General features: G+C 70.8%; 15 protein-coding genes and 1 pseudogene. 8 read left to right on the top strand and 8 right to left on the bottom strand.

Annotation, left to right across the window (positions count from 1 at the left end; all coding sequences use genetic code 11):
- Positions 1-18: 18 nt before the first annotated feature.
- From ACTWQO_RS42685 to ACTWQO_RS42670, 4 genes are read right to left on the bottom strand one after another with little or no spacing between them, the layout of a single operon-like run.
- Positions 19-990, bottom strand: coding sequence for an arabinan endo-1,5-alpha-L-arabinosidase (locus tag ACTWQO_RS42685; protein ID WP_443242765.1), 972 nt, complete (start codon positions 988-990; stop codon positions 19-21).
- Entirely contained in the window at positions 987-1,841 is an 855-nt protein-coding gene (locus ACTWQO_RS42680) for a carbohydrate ABC transporter permease (RefSeq protein ID WP_443242764.1), read from the bottom strand. Before ACTWQO_RS42680 ends, ACTWQO_RS42685 begins: the two co-directional genes overlap by 4 nt.
- Positions 1,838-2,779 (bottom strand): carbohydrate ABC transporter permease, encoded by a 942-nt coding sequence (locus tag ACTWQO_RS42675; protein ID WP_443242763.1) that lies wholly within the window; start codon positions 2,777-2,779, stop codon positions 1,838-1,840. Before ACTWQO_RS42675 ends, ACTWQO_RS42680 begins: the two co-directional genes overlap by 4 nt.
- Complete coding sequence (locus ACTWQO_RS42670; RefSeq protein ID WP_443242762.1) at positions 2,776-4,134, bottom strand: extracellular solute-binding protein; 1,359 nt, start codon at positions 4,132-4,134, stop codon at positions 2,776-2,778. Before ACTWQO_RS42670 ends, ACTWQO_RS42675 begins: the two co-directional genes overlap by 4 nt.
- Before the next feature lie 214 nt (positions 4,135-4,348).
- Between ACTWQO_RS42670 and ACTWQO_RS42665 the strand changes: the two genes are divergently transcribed.
- The 3 genes from ACTWQO_RS42665 (at position 4,349) to ACTWQO_RS42655 (ending at position 7,687) form a co-directional block, all read left to right on the top strand.
- The gene (locus tag ACTWQO_RS42665; RefSeq protein WP_443242761.1) at positions 4,349-4,957 is read left to right on the top strand and encodes a toxin-antitoxin system, toxin component family protein; all 609 of its coding nucleotides are present in this window, start codon (positions 4,349-4,351) and stop codon (positions 4,955-4,957) included.
- A complete protein-coding gene (locus ACTWQO_RS42660) occupies positions 4,954-6,258 on the top strand; it encodes an MAB_1171c family putative transporter (RefSeq protein WP_443242760.1) in 1,305 nt (434 codons plus the stop codon). Before ACTWQO_RS42665 ends, ACTWQO_RS42660 begins: the two co-directional genes overlap by 4 nt.
- An 85-nt stretch (positions 6,259-6,343) precedes the next feature.
- Positions 6,344-7,687 carry an NAD(P)/FAD-dependent oxidoreductase gene (locus ACTWQO_RS42655; protein WP_443242759.1) on the top strand — a complete coding sequence of 448 codons (1,344 nt, stop codon included), beginning with the start codon at positions 6,344-6,346 and terminating at the stop codon, positions 7,685-7,687.
- Between the two features lie 18 nt (positions 7,688-7,705).
- Here ACTWQO_RS42655 and ACTWQO_RS42650 read toward each other — a convergent pair whose 3' ends face one another.
- From ACTWQO_RS42650 to ACTWQO_RS42635, 4 genes are all read right to left on the bottom strand, one after another.
- Complete coding sequence (locus ACTWQO_RS42650; protein ID WP_443242758.1) at positions 7,706-8,554, bottom strand: SMP-30/gluconolactonase/LRE family protein; 849 nt, start codon at positions 8,552-8,554, stop codon at positions 7,706-7,708.
- Entirely contained in the window at positions 8,551-9,324 is a 774-nt protein-coding gene (locus ACTWQO_RS42645; protein ID WP_443242757.1) for an IclR family transcriptional regulator, read from the bottom strand. Before ACTWQO_RS42645 ends, ACTWQO_RS42650 begins: the two co-directional genes overlap by 4 nt.
- 105 nt (positions 9,325-9,429) lie before the next feature.
- Entirely contained in the window at positions 9,430-10,665 is a 1,236-nt protein-coding gene (locus ACTWQO_RS42640) for a PucR family transcriptional regulator (protein WP_443242756.1), read from the bottom strand.
- Positions 10,666-10,667: 2 nt separating this feature from the next.
- Complete coding sequence (locus tag ACTWQO_RS42635; protein ID WP_210574061.1) at positions 10,668-10,820, bottom strand: hypothetical protein; 153 nt, start codon at positions 10,818-10,820, stop codon at positions 10,668-10,670.
- A gap of 213 nt (positions 10,821-11,033) precedes the next feature.
- On the opposite strand from ACTWQO_RS42635, the gene ACTWQO_RS42630 reads away from it, so the two are divergent.
- The 5 genes and pseudogenes from ACTWQO_RS42630 to ACTWQO_RS42610 form a co-directional block, all read left to right on the top strand.
- On the top strand, positions 11,034-12,023 hold the full coding sequence (locus tag ACTWQO_RS42630) for a DUF3068 domain-containing protein (protein ID WP_443242755.1): 990 nt from the start codon (positions 11,034-11,036) through the stop codon (positions 12,021-12,023).
- Between the two features lie 255 nt (positions 12,024-12,278).
- Positions 12,279-13,433 (top strand): glycosyltransferase family 4 protein, encoded by a 1,155-nt coding sequence (locus ACTWQO_RS42625; RefSeq protein ID WP_443242754.1) that lies wholly within the window; start codon positions 12,279-12,281, stop codon positions 13,431-13,433.
- Positions 13,434-13,438: 5 nt separating this feature from the next.
- Entirely contained in the window at positions 13,439-14,233 is a 795-nt protein-coding gene (locus ACTWQO_RS42620) for a class I SAM-dependent methyltransferase (RefSeq protein WP_443242787.1), read from the top strand.
- A complete protein-coding gene (locus ACTWQO_RS42615) occupies positions 14,230-18,600 on the top strand; it encodes an alpha-(1->3)-arabinofuranosyltransferase domain-containing protein (protein WP_443242753.1) in 4,371 nt (1,456 codons plus the stop codon). The genes ACTWQO_RS42620 and ACTWQO_RS42615 overlap by 4 nt, the downstream gene beginning before the upstream one ends.
- Positions 18,597-19,366 (top strand): annotated as a pseudogene (locus ACTWQO_RS42610) (condensation protein); the annotation flags it as partial. The gene ACTWQO_RS42615 and the pseudogene ACTWQO_RS42610, both read left to right, overlap by 4 nt.

Below are 19,366 nucleotides of genomic sequence, written 5' to 3'. Positions count from 1 at the left end.
TGATACAGCCCCGCGCCCCTAAAAAGCCTTGGGCCAGCCGTTCTTTGTCCAGATCAGCTTGTTCAGCCCTAGCTTGGGCGTGCCGCTGTCCTCTGCGTCGTAGTAGTGATACGCCAGCCAGTCCTTACCCCTGTCCCTGAACACCGACTGGCCTCCCGTGCCGATGTACCTGCCATGCCCCTCCAGGAGCAGGTCGCCGCCGCCCTCCAGCATGGGCTTGCCTGTGCTGTCGGCGTACGGTCCCGTGATCTTCGTAGCGCGGCCGACCTTGATCTTGTACGTCGAGTTCACGCCCGCGCAGCAGGTGTCGTAGGAGGCGAAGAGGTAGTAGTGGCGGCCGTGTTTGACGATGTACGGGCCCTCTACCGCGTAGGGCGTGTCCGGGCGGGTGGCCAGGTGGTGGACCGGGGTGTTCGCCTCCGCCTTGCCTGTGCTCTCGTCCAGCTCGATCATGCGGATGCCTGTCCAGTACGAGCCGAAGGACATCCAGAGTTTGCCGTCCGACCTGATCAGGGCGGGGTCGATGGCGTTCCAGTGGTCGGTTGTCTCGGAGGTGAAGGCCTTGCCGTGGTCGGTCCAGGTGCCCGGGAGGCCGGAGGGGGAGGTGGCGACGCCGATCGCGGAGTGGTTGGTGCCCCAGCTCGACACGGCGTAGTAGAGCCAGTAGCGGCCGGCGCGGTAGGAGATGTCGGGGGCCCAGGGGTCGCCGGTGTCGTTGTACTCGTACCACCAACTCGGGGGCTCGGCGAAGGCGTTGCCCGCGTCCGTCCAGTGGATGCGGTCCTTGGACACGCGGGCGCCGATCACGCCGCCGGTCGAATAGGCGACGTAACCGACCGACTTGAGGCGGATGACGGTCGGGTCGTGGATGATCTGCTGGCCGGTGATCGGCTGGGGGTCGGGGTAACTCTCCGCCGCCTGCGCCGTGTTGGGGAGGAAGGCCAGGAGAACCGCCGCCAGTACGGCCGTCACCGCTCTGTGCACTCTCACTGCCCCGCCAATCCCGTGTGGGCGACGCCCGCGACGATCTGCCGTTGGAAGAAGATGAAGACGACGATCAGGGGCAGGCCCGCCATGAGGCCGCCGGCCATGAGCTGGGCCCACTGGATGCCGTAGGAGTTCATGACGGTCGCGATGCCGTTGGGCATGGTCATCAGGTCGGGGTTGTTGGTCACCATGTACGGCCAGAGGAAGTTGTTCCAGGACGCGATGAAGGTGAAGATGCCGACCGCCGCCAGGGAGGGGCGGGCGAGGGGGACGACGATGGTGAAGAAGACGCGCCAGCGGCCCGCGCCGTCGATGAACGCGGCTTCCTCCAGCTCGCGCGGGATGCCCTGGAAGAACTTGTAGAGGATGTAGACCATCGCGGCGGGCGCGCACTGCGGCAGGATCATGCCCCAGTACGTGTCGACCATCCCCATCTGCTGGACCGTGGTGAAGAGGGGCACGCCGAGGACCGCGGGAGAGATCATCAGGCCCGCCATGACGACGGCCATGAGAACACCCTTGCCGCGGAACTCCGTGCGGGCGAAGCCGTATCCGGCGAGGGCGCTCACGAGCAGGACGACCGAGGTCACGCAGACGGAGACGACCAGGGAGTTCACGAACCAGTTGGTGATGTTGCCGGTCTCGAACAGGGCCGTCCACGCCTGGCCCGTCCAGTCCTTCGGGAGCCAGTGCGGGGGTACCTCGACGGCCTCGGTCTCCGACTTGAGGGAGGTGAACAGGCCCCAGGCGAACGGCGCGAGGAAGACGATGGAGACGGCCGTGCCGAGGAGGGTGAGGATGATCTGGCTGGGGGTCCACGCCTTGCGCGGCTTCATCGGTACGGCGGTCGTCATCGGGCCGCGCCCTCCTCACGGTTGCGCAGCAGCCACATCCGGGCGAGGGCGACGGCCGCGATGATCACGAAGAAGATGATGGAGATGGCGGAGGCGTAGCCCACGCGGTAGCTGGTGAAGCCCTCTTCGAGGGTGTACTGGACGAAGGTGCGGGTCGCGCCCTCGGGGCCGGGAGTGAAGTCCATCATCACGACGGCCTGGTCGAAGACCTGGAGCGAGGCCAGGATCTGGAGCGCGATGACGAGGCCGGTGATGTTGCGGAGCATGGGGAGCGTGATGTGGATCATGCGGTGCCACGCGTTCGCGCCGTCCAGCTTCGCCGCCTCGTAGAGGTGATCCGGGATCGACTGGAGCGCGGCCAAGTAGAGCAGGAAGCTGAAGCCGACCGTCCACCACAGGGTGGTGATGACGATGGCGAGCATGGCGTACGACTTGTCGGTCAGCCAGGGTGTCTCGATGCCGAAGACGTGGTTGATCATGCCGGTGCCGGGGTTGAACAGCCACTGCCACAGGTTGCCCGCGACGGTGGAGGGGAGGAGGAAGGGCGCGAAGAAGCACAGGCGCCACAGCCATGGGGCGCGTTCGATGTGGTGGGCGAGCATCGCGAGGAGGAAGGCGAGGACCGTGATGCAGGGCACGACCAGGAGCGTGAAGTACGCGCTGTGGCCGAGCGTGTCCCACATCAGGGGGTTCTGGAGGGCCTCCCGGTAGTTGTCGAGGCCGACGAAGTTCGCGCTGTCGCCGGAGATGTTGGCGTCGGTGAAGCTGAGGTAGACGCCGCGGAGAAGCGGCCAGATGACGAAGAGGGCGAAGAGGACCAGGAACGGGGCCACGAACCAGCCGCCGTGCTGGAAGCCCTGCTTGCGGCGGACGGTGGCGCTGTCGGCGGCGGTCTTCGCCCGCGCCGGTGCGATGACGGTCTGAGCGCTGGTGGTCATGCGACCGCACCTCCCTGCGCGGCGGTCCTGCCGTCCATGGGGTTCTTCGTCGCCAGCAGCCTGGTGAGCTCGCTCTTCATCCGGCGGGAGACGGCGTCCGGCTTGGCGGAGCCCGTCGTCGAGGACACGACGATCGGGCCGATGCGCTGGGCGAGGATGCCGGTGGAGCCCGCGAACCACACCTTGGGCTCGGTGGCCTGGTGGTCCATGGCGGAGACGTACTCGTTCTGCGGGGTCATCTTCTGGTACGCGGCTGTGGACAGGATCGGCCGGTAGGCGGGGATGTGACCGCCGAGCGCCCACTGCCGGGCGTCCTTGACGATGTAGGCGGCGAGTTCGTGGGCGGCCTCGTTGGCGGCGCCGCCGCGGCCGGACTGGTGCGGCAGGACGAAGGCGTGCGACTCGGCGTGGGTGGCCTGCTTGCCGAAGACGGGCGGCAGCGGGGTCGCGCCGTACTCGACTTTCGCGGTGTCGAAGACCGGTACCGACCAGTTGCCCTCCCAGACGAAGGGGGAGCCGTTGACGAACTGTTCGGCGCCCGCGCCACCTCCGAAGTTCGGGTTGGCGTATCCGTCGGTGATGTGCCGGCGCAGGAACTCCAGGACCTGAGTGGCCTTGTCGGTGTCGAAGGTGACCTCGGTGTTGGCGTCGTTGAACCAGGTGCCGCCGAGTTGGGTGTAGAAGGCGACGAAGAACCACCACTGGAAGTTCTGGTCGCTGTGCCAGAAGCCGAAGGTCTGCAGGCCCTTCTTCGTGGCCCCCTTGGCCTCCTTCAGCACGTCGAACCACTCGTCGGCGGAGGTGACCGGGACCATCCGGCCGTCGTCCCCGAGCAGCCCCGCCTGCTTCAGCACATCCCTGCGGTAGAAGCAGAGCTGGACGTGGATGTCGAGCGGGACGGCGTAGAGCTTGCCGTCGATGACACCGCGATTCCACAGCTGGGGGTTGAAGTCCCGCTGCCGTACGCCGTACTTGGCGAGCAGGTCGACGTCCCAGGCGTCCAGGAGGCGGCCGGGCGAGAACCCGGTGACCCGGCCCATGTGCATGACGCCGAGATCGGGTGCGCGGTTGCCCGCGGCCGCCATGGCGAGCTTGGTGTAGAAGGGGCTGCCCCACTGGAGGGTGGAGTCCTTCACGGCGATGTCCGGGTTGGCCTTACGGAAGGCGTCCAGCATCGCGATCATGTTGTAGCCGTCGCCGCCGCTGAAGAGGTTCCAGTAGCGCACCCGGGTGTCCGCGCCGGAGGCGAGCGCGTCGGCGCCCGTGCCGAGTGCGGCGAAGCCGAAGCTGCCCGCGACCGCCAATCCGCCTGCTGTGGCCAGAAGTTGCCTGCGATTCAGGCCGGGTTGTCCCATACGCCCTGCCCTCACTGTTCGATATTTCGAATTCTGCTCGTAACTTCGAACGGGACCGTAAAATGGAAGCGCTTGCACGTCAATGGGCCGCACAGGACTTTCGGTCGGCGCCGGTCGTTTCCCGTTGGACAACGGCCGGCCGATCGCATGACGTGGACAGTTCCGGGCGCGTAATCTCGGACCGGCTGCCGAACGGCGGTGAGAAGGGGGTCCGATGGGCATCGCGGGCGGCGCGCGCAACAGTGCGGGGCGGATCACCGCGGCGCTGCGGCGCGCGAGAACCAGCTCCGTGATGCGCGAACTCGCGGGCGGCCTCGGTGCCGCGGTCCGGGCCAGGCCACGCCCCCCGGCCGGGGTGCGCGACGTGTGCCGGGCGCTGTGCGAGGAGATGAGCGTCCGCCGCGGCGGACGGCCCCTCGAGCTGCGCTTCGAACGGTTCCCCGAAGAGATCGAAGTCACCGGTCTGTGCGTGGAGTTCCAGGACTTCGACCTGGTCATCGTGGAGGAGCGGGCCGAGGCGGTGCAGCAACTGGTCATCCTGGGCCATGAGTTGTGGCACCTGCACGCCGGGCACCGCCACCACCACGGCATCGGCACGGCCGCCGCCCATGCCCTGGCCGGGCCCCGGGGCTGGGACGACATCGCCCTCACGGTCGCGGCCCGCAACGGCTCCCGGCAGACGGACGAGGCGGAGGCGGACGACTTCGGGCACCGGCTGGCGGCGATGTTCCGGCCGTATCTGTCGGCGCAGGGCGGCAGGCCGTCCCTCGATCCGCTGGAGCGGTCCATGGGCTACCGCGGGCGCAGAGGCACGAAGCGGTGACGCACGTCTCCGCACCGGTGGGCGACAGCCTGGCGGCGGAAAACGTCCTCAGCGGGCTGTACATCTCCTTCTGGCTCCCGACCGCCGTGCTGACCGCCGCCCTGGCGATCAAACTGCCCAGCATCCTCAGGCTGTGGCGGGACCCGCTGCTGCGCGCCGTCGGCGGACTGCTGCTGTTCGCCTGCGCGGTGTTCGTCTTCGCGGCCCCGAGCACGATCGCCTGGACCAACCGGGTCACCGGCGTGCCGAACATCGCCGCGCCCTGGGTGTACTCCCTGCTCACCGCACTGTCCGCGTCCTGGCTGCTGCTGGTCGTGCACTGGCGCAACGGCCGCAGCGACCGCCGTGCGCAGACCCGGCGCGCGACCCGGTGGGTGGTGTCCGTCTACGCGGGTGTCGTCGTCGCGCTGTGGGTGCTGTTCGCGCTCGCCGACGTGCCCGTGGAGCGGCCCCGGGACCTGGACACGTACTACGCCACCACGCCGTTCATGCGCGAGGAGATCCTGCTCTACCTGATCGCGCACACTGTGGCCTGCTCGGTCACGGCCCGCCTCGTCTGGAACTGGATCCGCACCGACGGCCTGGACGGCTGGCTGCGCTGGGGACTGAGGTTCCTGGGGGTCGGCTATGCGACGAACCTGCTCTTCAGCGCCGCCAAGCTCACGGCCGTCGTCGCCCGGTGGACCGGCCACGACCTGGACTGGCTGAACACCAACGTCGCGCCGTCGGCCGCCTGTGTCGCCGCCACCCTGGTGGCGACCGGCTTCATCGTCCCGCACGCCGGCCAGTACCTCCAGGAACACTGGCTGGTGCGCCGCCGCCACCGCAGCCTGAAGCCCCTGGCCCGCCTGATGCGGACGGTCTCGGGCAGCCGCGAGCCCTTCGCCCTGCGCGCGACCCCCGAGATGCGCCTGATCCGCCGCGAGACCTTCATCCGCGATGCGCTTCTCCAGCTCTCCCGGCACCTCGACGAGAACCTGCGCGGACGGTCCTACGACGCGGCCCTCGCCCTCGGTTTCGAACCCGGCCGGGCGCAGTCCCTGGCCGCCGCCGTGACGATCCTGGACGCCATGGAGGCCGAGCGGCGCTCCCCGGACAGCGACGGCACGGCCACCCCCGACACCACGTACCTGCTGCAGGAGATCCAGGCCGTGTCCGAGGCTCTGCGCAAACCCGAGGAGATCAAGGCGGTGCGCGCCCGCGCGGCCGTCCCGGCAGAGAGCATGTCCGCGCATGAGTACAGCGTCTTCCCGGGGGACACCCCCCGGACCTCCGGCAGAAAAGCAGGTCGGCAAGGATGACCGCCGTGGACATCGCGAGGCAAGCTTGAGTGAACGCCCCTCCCCCGCCAGAGTCGCCGTAGTCCTGGGGGGATCCCACACAGGCATGCTCGCGGCCCGGGCCCTGGCCGGACTCGCCGACCGGGTCGTGGTCGTGGAACGCGACGAGTTGCCCGAGCAGTCCGCGCCCCGCAAGGGGCTGCCGCAGGCACGGCACGCCCACATGCTGTGGTCGGGCGGCGTCCGGGCGCTGGAGGAACTGGTGCCGGGCGTCACCGGTGCGCTCCGGAAAGCCGGGGCACGGCGGGCGCCGGTCACCACGGACATGGTCGCCTACTCAGCGCACGGCTGGTTCCGCCGCTGGCCGGAGTCCCACCACGTCATCCTGGCCGGGCGGGACCTCCTCGACGCGACGATCCGGGCCCAGGTCCGCACGGACGAGCGGATCGAGGTGCTCGGCGGCACGGAGGTGCTGGGGCTCCTGGGCGGCCCGGCGGCCGTCACCGGGGTCCGGGTGCGCGGGCGTGACGGCCGGGAACGCACCGTCGAGGCCGGCCTGGTCGTCGACGCCACCGGCCGGGGTTCCGGGGCGCCCCGCTGGCTGACGGCCCTCGGGCTGCCCGCACCGCAGCGGCGCGAGGTCGACCCCGGCCTGGCGTACGCCAGCCGGCTCTATCTCGCTCCCGAGCAGGCCCGCGGCGGCTTCCCCGTCATCAATGTGCAGCCCGACGCGCGGGACGGCGGCCCCGGCCGGGCGGGCTTCCTCCTGCCCATCGAGAACGGCCGCTGGATCGTCACCCTGAACGGCACCCGCGGCGGCGAACCCTCCCCCGCTGACGAGGACTTCGTCCGCTTCGCCCGCGAGGAACTGCGGCATCCGCTCATCGGCGACCTGCTCGCGCGGGCCGAGCCGCTGTCCGACGTGGCGTTCACCCGCACCACCGTCAATCGGCGCCACTTCTACGAGCGGATGCCGGCCTGGCCCGAGAACTTCCTGGTCCTCGGCGACGCGCTGGCCGCGTACAACCCGGTCTACGGCCACGGCCTCGCCGTCGGTGCCCAAAGTGCCCTGATCCTGCGCGATATGACACGCCGTCACGGATGGGCGGCACCCGGACTGTCCCGTCGTATCCAGAAGGCGGTGGCCCGGCCGGTCGGGGCTGCGTGGGATCTGGCGACGGGGCAGGACGTGTTCTATCCGGGGGCGACGGAGAACGGGCCGACAGTGCGGGACCGTGTGCTGACCGCGTATGTCAACCGGCTCATGTACACGGCCACGGGCAATGGACGGATCGCCCGCCGCGTGACCGACGTGACGTCGCTGGAGCGGCGGGCGGAGGTGTTGCTCGCTCCGTCGGTTCTGCTGGCGGCGGCGGTGGGGCCGTTGAAACCGCCCCTGAGCGAACCGCCGTTGACCGGGGACGAGTTGAAGCGGGCGGGCCTGCGATGAGGGCGCGAGCGACAGGCGTCAGCCGGCGAACGCCGGCTGTGCCAGCCCCTTTCCGGCCCCCGGCACCACCAGCAGCGAACCCGCCACCGGGTGCGGGGACTCCAGGCCCACCCGCGCCGTCGTGACGTACAGGTCGGTCAGGTCCGCACCCCCGAACGCGCAGGCCGTGACCCGCGGGGTCGGAAGGGTGATCACCCGGTCCAGCTCGCCGTCCGGCGTGTAGCGGCGTACCGCTCCGCCGTCCCACAGCGCCACCCACACACAGCCGTCGGCGTCGACGGTCAGGCCGTCGGGGAAGCCCGCGCCCTCCTCGATCTCGGCGAACCGGCGGCGCCCGGAGATCCGCCCCGCCTCATGGTCGAAGACGTCGACACAGCGGGTCGGCGAGTCGATGTAGTACATCCGGCGTCCGTCGGGGCTCCACCCGATGCCGTTGCTGACGGCCACGTCGTCGAGGACGGCCTCGACGGTTCCGTCACCGGAGACACGGGACAGGGTGCCGCCGCCCGGCGCCTCGTCGTACCGCATGGTGCCCGCCCAGAGCGAGCCGTCGGGCGCGACGGCGGCGTCGTTGGCGCGGCGGCCCGGGACGCGTTCGCGGTGCAGCCAGCGGAAGCCTCCGTCCGCGTCCAGAAGTCCCACTCCGTCCACGAGATTGAGGACGAGCCCGCCGCCGACGCGCGGCTTGGCGGCGCCCACGTGCTGGTCGGTGACACGGATGGACCGCCGGCCGGTCGCGGGATCGTACATGTGCACCCGCCCCCCAAGGATGTCGACCCAGATCAGCCGCCCTGCCGCCGTGTCCCAGGTCGGGCCCTCGCCGAGGGCCGCCTCGGCCCGTACCGCCACTTCGTACCTGTACGTCATCCCACGCTCCGGTGACCCAGCCGCTCGGACAGTTCGGCCGCGCCCTTGGCGGCCAGCTGCTCCAGCTCACCACGCCGCTCGTCGCTCCAGCGGATCATCGGCACGGAGATGGACAGCGCGGCGACGACCTGCCCGGTACGGTCCCGGACGGGCGCGGCGACGCAGGAGACGTCGGGGTTGGACTCCCGGCTCTCGACGGCGACGCCGCGCTCCCGGATCTCGTCCAGGGTCTCGCGCAGGGCGGCCGGGTCGGTGATGCTGTTCGGGGTCATCGCGACCAGCTCGGCGTCGTCCGGGATGCGCGCGGTGAGTTCCTTGTCGGGAAGGGAGGCCAGCAGCATCTTGCCGACGGAGGTGCAGTGCGCGGGCAGCCGGCGTCCGGCGGCGGAGACCATCCGCACGGCGTGCGTCGAGTCGACCTTGGCGATGTAGATGACGTCGGTGCCCTCGAGGATCGCCACATGCACGGTCTCGTCGCAGGTCTCGGCGACGGACCGGGCGACCTGCTGTCCCTCGGCGGCGAGGTCCAGCTGCTCGGCGTACCGGCTGCCGAGCTGGTACGGGCGCACGCCGAGCCGGTACCGTCCCGGCTGGCCCGGTACCTGGACGATGTACGACCGGGCGGCGAGCGTGGTGACCAGCTCGTGCACGGTGGTGCGCGGCAGCTGCAGCTTGCGCACGATGTCGGGGGCGGAGAGCGTGCCGTCCCCGTCGAGGAAGAGCTCGAGAATGTCGAGAGCCCGGGTCACGGCAGGTACGAGACGTCCCACGTCCGGCCCCCTCCCTTGGTATGTGTTCGAGATTTCAACAGGCGATCGGAATAACGAACACAGGCTACTCAAGGTCTGTTTGCCTGGGCAATGGGCAGGCACCCATCACCCCTGTACCTCCCCCAGCCTCCCCCGCAACCGCTGTGCCCGCAGCACCAGCTCCAGCTCGAAACGGCGGTCCGGGTCGTCGATCTCGTCGCCCCACAGTTCCCGGATCTGGCGGAGGCGGTAGCGGACGGTCTGGGGGTGGACGCCGAGGCGGGCGGCCACCTCGGGGGCTCCGCCGCGGGTCTCCAGCCAGGCCAGCAGGGTCTGGGCGAGACGGCGGCCGTGGGTGGGGCCGCAATGGGCGAGGGGGGCGAGGCAGCGCAGGGCGAGGTCGTCGAGGAGTTCCTCGGGCTGGAGGAGGACCAGCGCCTCGGTGTGCTCGGTGCAGTACAGGACGTCGCCGGCGGGGAGCAGACGGCGTTCCATCAGGCGTACGGCCGCCTCCGCCCAGCGCAGTGACTTCGCGGCGTCCGCCAGGGGGACCGGAGGGCCGATGGCGCCGGACCAGCCGGTCAGCGCGCGGTGCAGCAGTTCGGGGCGGCCGGCGGCGTCCGGTTCGGGGACGACCATGCGGGGCTGCTCGTACTCCATGTCGAGCAGGACGCCCTGGCCCACCGCGGGGGCGACCGCCTCCCGGGCGGGGCGCAGCAGTACGCCCACCGCGACCTTCTCCGGCAGCGGCCAGCCGATCCGGGCGGCCCGTTCGGTGAGCGCGTCGGCCGGGTCACCGCGGTGGTGCTCGGCGAGCAGGAGTTCCATCAGCCGGCGTTGCAGCCTCAGCCGTTCTCCGGCCTGCCGCGCCGCCGCCTCCGCATAGCCCCGTACCGACTGGTCGACCAGGCCGTCGAGGTACTCGTAGCCCGCGTCGACCAGCTCGTACATCGCCGGGGGCGGGATGTCCACGCGCTGGCCGATCTCGGCGAAGCGGCGCCAGGCCAGTCGTACGCCCATCCGGTAGATCGCCTGCAGCGAGTCCAGGCTGCGGCCGTTGAGGCCCTCGCCGCGGCCGAACTCCTGGAAGACGCCCGGCGGTACGGTCGGGCGGCCCTCCGCGGTCTCCAGGTGCTGGACGAAGACCTCGATCGCGCGGCGGATGCCGACCAGGGCCATCGGCTCGCCGGACTCGTCGAGGACGACCGGCAGATGGGGATACTCGCGGCGGATCTCGCGCAGGATCTCCTCGGCCAGGTCGGGCGCCTCGGACATGGCGATCGCGGCGAAGCGGCGGACCTGGAGGCGCGGGACGTCGAGCCAGGCCGAGCGGGTGGACAGTGCCGGAGAGCGGGCAGACACGGTCAGCTCCCCTGGCCGGCTTGCTCGTAGGTGATCAGGGGAGTGTTCGGTTGGTCGGGGGTCGCCTCCAGGAGCGCGACGATGCCGAGTGCGGCTCCTACGGCCAGTGCGGCGGCGGCCGCCACCGTGAGCGCTGCGGCGAGCAGTCTGGACATCTCGGGTCAGCCTTTCCGGACATTTCTAGACGCATCTGGACACATCTAGAGGTACTCGAAAGGTCGCCCTCACCCTTGCGCCGGCCCCGTCCGGCAAAGGTTCAGTCTTGACTTTCCATTGACACTCCGTCAAGGGTGCGCCTACGGTTCCCGGCGCAGACGGGTTCGCGCGCACTGTTCCCCCAGCACGTCCCAAGCCTTTGGAGTGCCAGGATGCGCCGTACTGCCTCACCTCTCTCGCTGATCCTGCTGGGCCTCGGCACGTTCCTGCTGGTGCTGGCGCCCCTGCTGGCCTGGTACGTGGAGCCGCGGGCCGCCGTGAATCCGATCGACATCGACCAGACCGCCGTCTACGAGGGCACGGGTTCCGTCTTCGACGTGGAGAAGGTCGAGACCGTCCCCGATCAGGCCATCACCATCACCCAGCGCGTCCGCGGCGACGTCGCCGAGAGCGAACGCAGCGGGCGGGCCGCGGTCTGGGACGTGACGACCACCGTCGACACGGACAAGTCCCTGCCGGCCGCCGATCCGCACGACGCGCTGGACTTCGTACCGCACCGCTGGGTCAGCGACCGCCGGACCAACCGGCCCGTGCACTGCTGCGGCGAGACGCCGTACATCGAGGGCGAGGCGTATCTGAAGTTCCCCTTCGACGTGCAGAAACGCGACTACCAGTGGTGGGACAACACCGGCGGGCGCACGGTCACGCTGCGGTACCGGGGCGAGAAGAAGATCCAGGGGTACGAGGGTTATCGGTTCACCGGAACCGTTCCGGCCACCAAGACCGGAACGCGACTCGTGCCCGGCGCCATCATCGACCAGCCCGAGCGCTCCCAGGTCTTCGCCGAGGAGTGGTACGCCAACCACGGCATCGAGCTGGTCGTCGACCAGGCCACCGGCCGGGTGCTCTACGCCCAGACCGGCCCGCGCCGGACGCTGCGCGCGCCGGGCGGGAACGAGGACGCGGCGGTACTCCTGGACAGCCCGAAGATCGCGTTCACGGACGAGACACAGGAGTTCGCGGTCGAGCGGGCCAAGGAGGACAGCGGGCAGCTGCGCCTCGTGGGGCGGACCCTGCCGGTGGGGGCGGCCGTGGCCGGATTCGTACTCGCGGCGGTGGGTGCCGTTCTGGTGATACGTGGGCGGAAAAGTCCGGAAAACACCGAGGAATCCGAACAATACCCACCGACCCTCACGATGTGATGTGGCGTCAGCTCCACAAAGCCCGGAAATTGTCACGCCGGTGAGTAGCAGCTTCGAACCACTGGGCGAAAACTGTCCACCCCCACAACTGAACACAGTGCGCCCACACCCTGTTCACAGGACAGCCCGCCCCATTCACAGGAGGAGTCCACGCCCTCACAGGCGAAAATCCACCTCACCCCCACAAGCACCACCCCCACCCCATGTGCCACTCCCCCCACTGAGTTCCGCACCCTGAGACGAGTTGGAGCACCGATGCCCCAGCACGTGCCTTCCCGGCTGCGCGCCGCACTCCCCCGGGCGCCGCAGCACCCCCCGGCGCTCCCCCCACCTCCGCGCCGAATCGTTTTCCTCGCCCATCGGGACCTGGGCAATCCTGCCGCCGGCGGTTCCGAGCTGCTCGTCGACCGGCTCGCCGACGGACTGACCCGCCTGGGCCACCAGGTGACCCTGCTGTGCGGCGGCCCGGCCGCCTTCCGTGACTACCGGGTCGTGTCGGCCGGCGGTGAGTACGGCCATTTCCTGCGCGCCCGTTCCGCCTTCACCCGGCAGGTCGGCGACTGCGATCTGCTGGTCGAGGTGTGCAACGGCATGCCGTACTTCGCGCCGATGTGGCATCGCGGACCGACGATGTGCCTGGTCAACCATGTCCACACGGATCTCTGGAAGATGCGGTTCGGCGGCGGGCCACTGGCGCCGGCTGCCCGGATCGGGCGAAGACTCGAACACTGGGCGCTGACCGGTGCGCAGCACCGGAGTCTGATGGTCGCCGTCTCCCCCTCGACGGCCCACGCCCTGCGTGCGATCGGCGTCGAACGGGACCGGATCCGTGTCGTCCACAACGGGGTCGAGGACCCCGGCCCACGCGCCGACCGCTCGCCCGAGCCGCTGTTCGTGGCGGTGGGGCGGCTCGTCGAGTACAAGCGGATCGATCTGCTGCTGCGGCTGTGGGAGCGGGTGCGGCCGGTGACGGGTGGGCGGCTGGTGATCGTCGGCGACGGGCCCGAACGCGGGCGGCTGGAGCGACTCGCCGGTGCGGGCGTGGAGTTCACCGGGCATGTCAGCGAGGCCGAGAAGCACCGGCTGCTGTGTGCGGCGTGGCTGCTCGTGCATCCCTCCGCGGTGGAGGGGTGGGGGCTGGTCGTCACGGAAGCGGCGGCGCGGGAGACGCCGACGGTCGCCTTTGATGTGCCGGGGCTTCGTGACTCCGTCGTGGACGGGGAGACGGGGGTTCTCGCGCATGGGGAGTCCTCGTTCGCGGCGGCATGGTGCACGCTTGCGCTCTCGGAGCATCGGCGGGAGCTGATGGGGAAGGCGGCGCGGGACCGGGCGGCACGGTATCGCTGGGATCGGACGGTTCGGCAGTTCCGTGCGGTTGCCGCTGAGGCGGTGCGGGGCTGGGCGCCGTGACTGGGCTGCGGGTTCGTCGTGGCTGGTCGCGCAGTTCCCCGCGCCCCTACCGGGGCGCCCCACAGGGCCAGCGTCCAAAAGATCCCTCGCTTCGGCGGTCCCTCACCCTCTTCCGTGCCTTTCTCCACGAGCAGGACGACCCCGACGCCTGCTACTCGCTGCTTGCCCGGGATGCCGTCGATCAGGTCGAGGCCTACGGCGGTCCTGTCGTCGGGCGTACCGTCGTCGACGTCGGTGGGGGCAGCGGGTACTTCACCGAGGAGTTCCGCAGACGTGGCGCCCGTGCGCACCTCTTCGAGCCCGACGTGCGTGAGCTGGGTGAGAAACCGCCTGATGGGGCCGTGGTGGCGGACGGTTATCTGCTGCCGTTGTACGACGGCGTCGCGGATGTGGCTTTCTCGTCCAATGTGCTTGAGCATGTGGCCGATCCGCAGACGTTCCTGAGTGAGCTGGTGCGCGTGACTCGGCCCGGTGGGCTGATCTACGTGTCGTTCACCAACTGGCTGTCCCCGTGGGGCGGTCATGAGTGGGCGCCCTGGCACTACTTCGGTGCGGAGTGGGCCCGGGCCCGCTATCGGCGCCGTACGGGGAAGCCCGCGAAGCACACCCTCGGCGAGAACCTGTTCGCCGTGCACATCGGCCCGACCCTGCGGCAGGTGCGTGCCCGGGACGACGTCATGGTCGTCTCGGCGCGTTCCCGCTACTGGCCGTTCCTCGCGGAGACCGTCGTCAAGGCGCCGGGCATCCGTGAGGTGGCCACCTGGAATCTCCTCCTCGTCCTCCGGCGGTGTCCTCCATGACGACCACGGTCCAGGCTCCTCCTCCGGCAGCCGTCCCCACCACCACGACCACGTCGGGCCCGCCGCACGGCCCCCGGTCGCGGCGCTGGCTGCTGGGATTCTGGGCCGTGGTCTTCGTGCTGCTGCTCGCGGTGCACCCCGGGCGGCAGACCTTCGACACGAAGCTGGGCGTGACCGTCGACCCCGGTCAATTCCTCGCCGATCTGGGCCAGTTGTGGCACGACCGGGGTTCCTTCGGCGGGATATCGGACCAGTACGTCGGCTACCTGTGGCCGATGCTGCCGTACTACTGGCTGTGCGATCTGGTGCGGTTGCCGGTGTGGCTGGCCGAGCGGCTGTGGCTGTCGCTGATCGTGTCCGTCGCCTTCTGGGGTGCGCTGCGGCTGGCCGAGCGGCTGGGGATCGGCAGCGGCGGGTCCCGGCTGGTCGGGGCGGTGGCGTATGCGCTGTGGCCGACCTTCACGATCGTCGTCGGATCCACGTCGGCGGCGGCCCTGCCCGGTGCCTTCCTGCCGTGGGTGCTGCTGCCACTGACGAACGAGCGGTACGCCGCACGGGTCGCCGCCCTCCGCTCGGCGCTGATCGTGCCGTTCATGGGCGGGGTCAACGCGGCGGCGACGCTGGCGTCCCTGCTGCCCGTGGGTCTCTACCTTCTGTCCCGCCCACCGGGACCACGGCAGCGCAAGCTGATCGCCTGGTGGGTGCCCGGCGTGATCCTGGCGACCGCCTGGTGGTGGATCCCGCTGCTGCTGCTCGGCTTCTACGGCGAGAACTTCCTTCCGTACGTGGAGACTTCGCAGACCACGACGGACACGATGGCGGCGACGGAGGCCCTGCGCGGCGCCGGGAACTGGGTCGCCTATCTGCACTTCGGTGAGGCCTGGCTGCCCGCCGGGTGGACCGTCGTGTCCTCGGTCGTCGTGATCGTCTGCTCGACGCTGGCGGCAGGACTCGGCCTCGCGGGACTGGCCCGGCGTGATCTGCCGGAGCGGCGCTGGCTGGTGCTGACCGTGCTGACGGTGGTGCTGGTCGTGCTCGCCGGGTACGGCGGGGCGTTCGGGGCGCCGTTCCACGGGGTGGTGCAGGACTGGCTGAACGGCGGTCTGGCCCCCTTCCGCAACATCTACAAGTTCCTGCCGGGCCTCGCCCTCGCGCTCGTCCTGGGCCTGGCGCATCTGGTGGGCGTGGCCGCCGAGCAGCGCGGCGCCCGCCCGGTCCGGGGCCGTCGTCTCGCGCCGCTGATCGCGGCGGTGCTGGTGCTGCCGGGGCTGATGTGGCCGTATCTCAACGGGTCGATCCTGAACCCGGGTTCCTTCCAGGAGATCCCCAAGTACTGGACGGCGACGGCGGATTGGCTGGAGGAGTACTCGCCGGATTCGCGTGCCCTGGTGGTCCCGGCGACCGCGCACGGCATCTACACCTGGGGCTCGACGATCGACCAACCGTTGGACGTGGTGGCCGAGTCGCGGTGGGCGCAGCGGGATTACGTCCCGATGGGGACTCCCGGCAACCGGCGTGCGATGGACGCCGTGGAGCAGGCGCTGATGTCGGGCGGTGAAGTCCCGGGGCTGGCCGACTACTTGAGCCGGGCCGGCATCCATTACGTCGTCGTCCGCAACGACCTCGATCCCGACCAGATCGGCTACGTACCGACCACGACGGTCAAGCGCACCCTGGAACAGTCCGGGTATGAGCGGGTGAAGGGCCTGGGTCCGGTCATGACGGGCGGCCGGATCGCCGAGGGCACCCCGCTGGAGATCGAGGGCATCTATCCGAGGCAGCGGGCGGTGGAGATCTACCAGCCGCCGGGGGACGAGGGCGTGCCGCGTCCCGGGCAGGCTTCCCTGCTGCCGGTGTCCGACACAGCTGTGGTGTCCGGCGGCCCCGAGTCGCTGCTGCCGCTTGCTTCCGAACTCCGGGGCCGGGCAACGGTGTTGACCGGGGACAACCATCCTGGGCTCGGCACGCCACCCGTGCAGGTGGTGGGCGACGGACTGCGCCGCGCGGACACACGGTTCGGGCTGGTCAACGCCAACACGTCGTACACGTACACCCGCGACGAACGCAACGCGCCGGACGCCGCCCAGGACGCCGGCGAGAAACCCCACCAGATCCTGCCCACCGAGGGCCTCGGCCATCAGACGGTCGCCGAACTGCGCGGCGCCCGCTCGGTCACGGCCTCCTCGTACGGCAACTGGCTCTTCCACCTCCCGCAGTACGACCCGGTGAACGCCTTCGACGGCAACCCGGACACCGCCTGGGCGGAGGGCGCGGCGGGCTCGGCTGACGGGCAGTGGCTGCGGATCGGGTTCAGCGAGGCGTACGACATGCCGTCGTCGTTCAGGGTTTCGCCGTTGCCGCAGGAGAGTGTGCGGTCGGCGGCGACGCGGGTGCGGGTGGAGACGCAGAAGGGGGTGCGGACCAGCGTCCTGCGCCCGGACGGGACGGTGCAGAGCATCAAGGCGCCCGCGGGTGAGACCAGTTGGATGCGGCTGACGATCGTCGACTCGGTGGCGCGGCACACGGGTCTGACGGGCGCGGGCTTCTCCGAGATCTCGCTGCCGGACGTGCAGGTCACGCGCATGCTGCGGCTGCCGACGGACGCGCAGGACGCCGGTGCCACCGCGGAGATCGTCTCCCTGCATCGCACCGCCGACCCGACCGGTCTCTCGGCGACGGGCACGGAGGCGGGCCTGCATCGCCGCTTCTCCACGGGCACGGCAGGGACGTACGAGGTGACGGCGAGCGCGGTGCCGGTGCCGGGCGCGGAACTCGACCAGCTGCTGTACGACGTCGCCCCCGACCAGCAGAGCCGCATCGTCGCCACCGCCGACTCCACGGCACGACTCGGCGCGGGCCTGGCGGCACGCAATCTCACCGACGGCGACCTGACCACGGCCTGGATCGCGGGCGACCGCCCCACCATCCACCTCCGCTGGGACGGCGAACAGCCCGTCGGCGAACTGGTCCTGGCCCCCGCGGGCGGCCTCTCCACCCGCCCCACCGAGGTGCAGATCAGCTCCCCGAACGGCGCCGCCCTCGCGGGCGTCGACGAGAACGGCTGGGTCCGCTTCCCGCCGATCACCACGGACCGCCTGGACATCACGGTCACGGCGACGGCTCCGCTGACCCTCCACAACCCGGTCGTCGACGAGGACCTGCGACTGCCGGTGGGCCTCACGGAGGCGTACATCCCGGCCCTCGACCGCTACCGCACGCCCCAGCCGGCGGCCACGCGCGCCTTCTCGCTGCCGTGCGGGCAGGGGCCGGTGATGGCGGTGGACGGGGAGTTGTACGAGACGAGTGTGCGGGGGACGGTACGGGACCTGACCGAACGGCGGCCTGTACAGGTGACGCTCTGTCAGGAGGGTCGTGCGAACACCGAGTTGGACCTGACCTCCGGCCCGCACCGGGTCGAGGGCGGGGACGCCGGGCCGCTCGCGCTCACCGATGTCACCCTGACGCGCGGCGGGGCGCTCGCCGAGCCCACGTCCGCGGACCGCAACCTGCAGATACGTGACTGGCTCGGCGACCAGCGCCAGGTGACGGTCGGGTCGGGCGCGGCCACGTACCTGACGACGTACGAGAACTACAACGACGGCTGGAAAGCCACCCTGAACGGGGATGAGTTGTCCCCGGTCCGCCTCGACGGCTGGCAGCAGGGCTGGCGTATCCCGGCCGGGGCCGGCGGCACGGTCAAGCTGTCGTACGAACCCGCGACGACGTACGACGGCGCGCTGATCGGCGGGGGCGTCGCGGTGGCGGCCCTGGTGGGGCTGGTGCTGTGGCGCCGGCGCTCCCCGAACCCCGACGACCCGCAGCCGGTGCCCCCGCCGCCGGGCCTGTGGCTCGGGACGGTGGCGCTGACGCTGGTGGGCGCTGTGATCGCCGGGTGGTTCGCGCTGCTGGTACCGGCGCTGGCGCTACTCGCTTACCGGCGGCACGCGCTGCTCGTACCGATCGCGTTCGTAGCGCTCACGGGGGCGGGGATCGCGGCGGCGGTGGGGGCCGGGGAGCCGGTGGGCGCGGAGGAGGGGGCCTTCGGTCCGGCGGCTCAACTCCTGGCGCTGATCGGGTTGTTCGCGGGGTTGGTGAGCGTGCGGGAGCGGGACTCGACGGCGGTGCCGCCACCGGTCGGAGGACCGCCCGCCTCGGAAGCACCGACGCAGCAGTTGCCGCAACGGCAGCGGGGCGCGACCCCTCTCGGAGCCGAGCCCTCGCCGCCTGCCCGCCCGGACTCCGGCCCGACCGTCTCGGCGCGGGGTCCCGGCGGCCCGGCGCCCGATCCGCCCACCGTGCGCCGCTCGTTCCGCAAACCGAGGCTCAGGGCCACACCCCAGGCCGACCTGAGGGGGGACGGCGCATGACCACGCTGGAGCACCGCGCAGAAGGCCCCGTACGGCCTCCCGAGCGCATCCCGTTCCCGGTGGTCGACGAGATCGCCCGCCACTGCCTCCAGGAGGAGGAGCCGGAAACGGTCCACATCGAGGTCCACCTCCCGGGCCACCTGGACCGCGACCGTCTGCGGTCCGCCTTCAACGAGGCCCTCCACCGCCACCCCCGCATCCTCATGCGAGAGGCGGCGGGGCGGTGGTACCGGCGACGGTACGAGTGGGAACTGACGGCGGACCCGGATGTGGAGGTGGTGACATTTCTGCCGGCGGGTCGGGATGCGCTACGGGAAGCGCGGACGCGTGCGCTGGTGGAGGCCCCGCCGCTGACGGCTTCCCCGCCGATACGGCTGGAGGTGGTGGAGGGGGCGGGACCGGTGGAGGGGAGCGAGGCGACGGATGCGGTGGGCGAGCCGGCTGCGGGCAGCGGTGCGGGCCGGGGTGGCGCCCACACGACCGCCGCCGCTGCGGGCAGTCGTGCCGCTGGGGCGGCACGGGTGGGCGCAGCGGCACCCGGCCAGCACCGGCCAGCGCCCCCACCCCCCAGCAGCAACGCCAGTCACAGCAAAGGCACCGTCCTCTTCCTCACCATCAACCACACCGCCCTCGACGGCCCCGCCTGCCTCCGCGTCCTAGCCACCGCCGCAGAGCTGTACAGCGGCCAGGACAACTCCCCCGCAGCCTCACCCATCCGCGCGCCCCAACCCCCATCCCATCCCGGAGAAACTCCCTCCAACTGGTC

Source organism: Streptomyces sp. 4N124 (assembly GCF_052245395.1).
Classification (GTDB): Bacteria; Actinomycetota; Actinomycetes; order Streptomycetales; family Streptomycetaceae; genus Streptomyces.
Note: the sequence above shows the minus strand (reverse complement) of the source record. Positions and strands in the feature narration are given on the sequence as shown.

Coding starts and splice junctions, on each gene's coding strand:
- ACTWQO_RS42680 (WP_443242764.1), bottom strand. CDS start 1,841: ATGACGACCGCCGTACCGATGAAGCCGCGCAAGGCGTGGACCCCCAGC.
- ACTWQO_RS42675 (WP_443242763.1), bottom strand. CDS start 2,779: ATGACCACCAGCGCTCAGACCGTCATCGCACCGGCGCGGGCGAAGACC.
- ACTWQO_RS42670 (WP_443242762.1), bottom strand. CDS start 4,134: ATGGGACAACCCGGCCTGAATCGCAGGCAACTTCTGGCCACAGCAGGC.
- ACTWQO_RS42665 (WP_443242761.1), top strand. CDS start 4,349: ATGGGCATCGCGGGCGGCGCGCGCAACAGTGCGGGGCGGATCACCGCG.
- ACTWQO_RS42655 (WP_443242759.1), top strand. CDS start 6,344: ATGCTCGCGGCCCGGGCCCTGGCCGGACTCGCCGACCGGGTCGTGGTC.
- ACTWQO_RS42650 (WP_443242758.1), bottom strand. CDS start 8,554: ATGACGTACAGGTACGAAGTGGCGGTACGGGCCGAGGCGGCCCTCGGC.
- ACTWQO_RS42635 (WP_210574061.1), bottom strand. CDS start 10,820: ATGTCCAGACTGCTCGCCGCAGCGCTCACGGTGGCGGCCGCCGCCGCA.
- ACTWQO_RS42630 (WP_443242755.1), top strand. CDS start 11,034: ATGCGCCGTACTGCCTCACCTCTCTCGCTGATCCTGCTGGGCCTCGGC.
- ACTWQO_RS42625 (WP_443242754.1), top strand. CDS start 12,279: ATGCCCCAGCACGTGCCTTCCCGGCTGCGCGCCGCACTCCCCCGGGCG.
- ACTWQO_RS42615 (WP_443242753.1), top strand. CDS start 14,230: ATGACGACCACGGTCCAGGCTCCTCCTCCGGCAGCCGTCCCCACCACC.